The sequence below is a fragment of the Deltaproteobacteria bacterium genome (genome assembly GCA_026712905.1).
Classification (GTDB): Bacteria; Desulfobacterota; Binatia; order UBA9968; family JAJDTQ01; genus JAJDTQ01.
Genome location: JAPOPM010000052.1, coordinates 1 through 2,629 on the forward strand (window position 1 = coordinate 1; position 2,629 = coordinate 2,629).

Annotated in this window: 4 protein-coding genes; 3 read left to right on the top strand and 1 reads right to left on the bottom strand. The window is 64.1% G+C overall.

The genetic code is table 11. The features are described 5' to 3' along the window. The 3 genes from OXF11_04190 to OXF11_04200 form a co-directional block, all read left to right on the top strand. Positions 1 to 800: FAD-dependent oxidoreductase (locus OXF11_04190; GenBank protein MCY4486298.1), on the top strand; the 800-nt coding region annotated here is incomplete at its 5' end. 351 nt (positions 801 to 1,151) lie between these two features. Beyond that, positions 1,152 to 1,283: a hypothetical protein gene (locus OXF11_04195; GenBank protein MCY4486299.1), complete on the top strand. Its 132-nt coding sequence runs from the start codon at positions 1,152 to 1,154 to the stop codon at positions 1,281 to 1,283. 94 nt (positions 1,284 to 1,377) lie between these two features. Continuing rightward, on the top strand, positions 1,378 to 1,608 hold the full coding sequence (locus OXF11_04200; GenBank protein ID MCY4486300.1) for a hypothetical protein: 231 nt from the start codon (positions 1,378 to 1,380) through the stop codon (positions 1,606 to 1,608). Positions 1,609 to 1,754: 146 nt separating this feature from the next. On the opposite strand, the gene OXF11_04205 is transcribed toward OXF11_04200, so the two are convergent. Beyond that, a complete protein-coding gene (locus tag OXF11_04205; GenBank protein ID MCY4486301.1) occupies positions 1,755 to 1,976 on the bottom strand; it encodes a hypothetical protein in 222 nt (73 codons plus the stop codon). Positions 1,977 to 2,629 lie beyond the last annotated feature (653 nt).

Consider the following 2,629-nt stretch of genomic DNA (forward strand, 5'->3'; position numbering starts at 1 on the left):
AGCTCCTCAAGGCGGACTTCTGGCGCTACAAGCTCCACTACAGCCACTTCCTCAATCAGAACCCGACGCTGTTCCAGCCCGTGGGCGGGATGGACGCCATCGCGAAGGCATTCGAGAAGCGTGTCCGGCCGTTCATGCGGCACAACAGCGTGGTCGAGGAGATCCGAAAGACGCCCGCCGGCGTCCGCGTGGTGGCGGGAGGCGAGGCCATCGACGCCGATTTCGCCATCTGCACCATACCCGCCACCGTCCTGAGGGACATCCCCAACGACTTTTCCCCAAAGACCCGGGCGGTCATCGAGTCGATCAAGTTCGTGCCCGCGGTCAAGATCGCCTTCCAGGCCCGCCGACGGTTCTGGGAAGAGGATCAAGCCATCTACGGAGGCATATCGTGGACGGACCAGGACATCACCCAGATCTGGTATCCGCCCTACGGCTATCACCGGGACAAGGGAATCATCATGGGCGCCTATATCTGGGGCGAGAAGCCGGGACTGCGCTTTGGCGGCATGGCGCCGGCGGAGCGGCTGCGGGCCGCGGCCGCCGAGGGGGAGCGCATCCACCCCGGTTACGCCTCGGAGATCGAAACCGGGGTCAGCCGTTCCTGGCTCAAGACACCCTTCCAGAAGGGCGGCTGGCCCAGAAGCCGCCACAAGTCGCCCGAAGCGCTCCAGAGGCCGGACGGGGCCATCCACTTCGCCGGTGATCAGGTCAGCGGTCTGCCGGGATGGCAAGAGGGGGCCGTGCTGGGGGCCCACATGGCGGTCAATGCCATCAACGGGCGGGTCCTGGCCGAGTAGCACGAAGGACCGAACCGCGCACCTTCACACCCGCTTCGAGGACAGGACGGCCTGGTCTGCGTGGCGCCGGATACCCAATGGAAGGTGGTGGAATGGGTGAACTGAGGATCTACACCCTGGCGGCGCGAGTGCTCCCTTGGGCCATGGCCGTGAGCTTCGCGTTCAGGTGGGGCGCCGGCTACGCCAGGACCCGCCCGGTGGTCGAGGACGGCTCCATGGCGGACCTGCTGAAGTCCCTCCACATCTCCGTCGGCGTGACGCTCTTGATGCGGCTGGTGGCGCGCGTGGTGGTGAGGATCCTCTACCCTCCTCCGCCTCTGCCCTGCCCGGCTCTCCGCCTTCAACCGCGCCGTGGTGCGCCTCGGCCGCTTCGCCACTCTCGCCCTTGCGGCTGCGGCGATCCACCTGGGCTCGGTGAAGGAGAGCGGCGACGGCGGCGTGGTCCAGTGGTTCAGCCTCCAGTGTCTCGGCGATTCGACGTGATCTGCCGGATGGCGCTGTGGCGAACGCTGGTGCTTTCACTCGTCCTCGGCGCCCCCTTACCCACGCTGCGGATTGCTCCACCGACCGGGCCAAGGTGAAGGCCGTCACGGCGTTCGTGGAGAAGAACTACAAGACGTCCAACATGATCGTTGGGCGCCACAGAAACCTGGACCACTTCATGGTATTCGCCTTTGTCCACGATCCGGTGGAAGGCGACTGCACGGCAGAGGTGAAGGTCGATGAGGAGTGCCGGATCACGAACCTGGAGGGCGCGAGTTTGACCGCCGAGGCCGTGAGAAAGCAGACGCTTCGCTGCACGCCTTGACGGCGCCGCCGGGCCTGGATACCGCCTGGTCGTGCGCGGGGCCGTTCCTCGGTTCAGGTCCCCGGGGCTTTGTTGGGGAATAATAAAGAATAGTTGACGGCGCTGATTCGCGTCGGTAGGCGGCTGGAGGGGCTAACCTAGCGCCCCTAGGCGGCGGACTTCTTCCCCGTCGCCGTCTTCTTCTTCTCGATCTTCGCGTCAGCCGCCCGGAACATCGCCCGCGCCAGTTCACGCGGATCTTCCGGCATCGGGCGGTGTTCAGGCTTCGGCTTCTTGGCCGGCTTCGCTGGCATGGTCGTCTTTTCTACTTCATGCCCGGCAGCCGCTGCAAGCAGAACGGCGCAGAACAACAGTACGGCACGGGACACAACCTAACTCCGCACACGGGGTTTTTCCAGGTTGAGCGTCGGCATCCAGGTGCTGTGAGCCTGGCCCGGCACGGGGTTGCCGGGTGCCGCAAAGCATCGTACCGAAACCGGTAGGGATGTTCCGTGTATTCACCCTGGCGAGGGGAGCTACCTCTCACCGCGTGTGGGCTCTTGTATTGGGGCTTATATGCCAGTTTACCCGGACCGCCTCTCCACGACGTGTCCCTACGCCGTCTCTGGTCAAGGAGGCCGAGAGGAAATCGAGCCTACCCGCCTACTTCTGCAGGACATCGTAACAGCGCAGATTACCTAGACTTATCAAGGGCCTGTCGTTGTTCACGGTTGTTACCGTTGCGGAGCACTTAACCTTTCCCCCGCCCTTTGGCACTCCACCACTAACTTCTCGCACGCTGTGGATTCTGAAGCCGTGGTCGATGGCGTCCTGAACGGCGTTTCTGCGTTTGATGAGTACGGGCATGAATGCGCTGGCGTCCGGATCGTTCGGCTTTGAGTGAGGTGGTCCCACTTCGTTGGACAGGTGGGCGGCGAAGATAAGGTGTATTCCGGGTAGTCGATCATGCCGCCAGGATCCTGTTTAACACGTCCTGCTGTTCCGGTAGAGCCGGCAGAGGGGCAGGTGAGCCGGGGCGCTG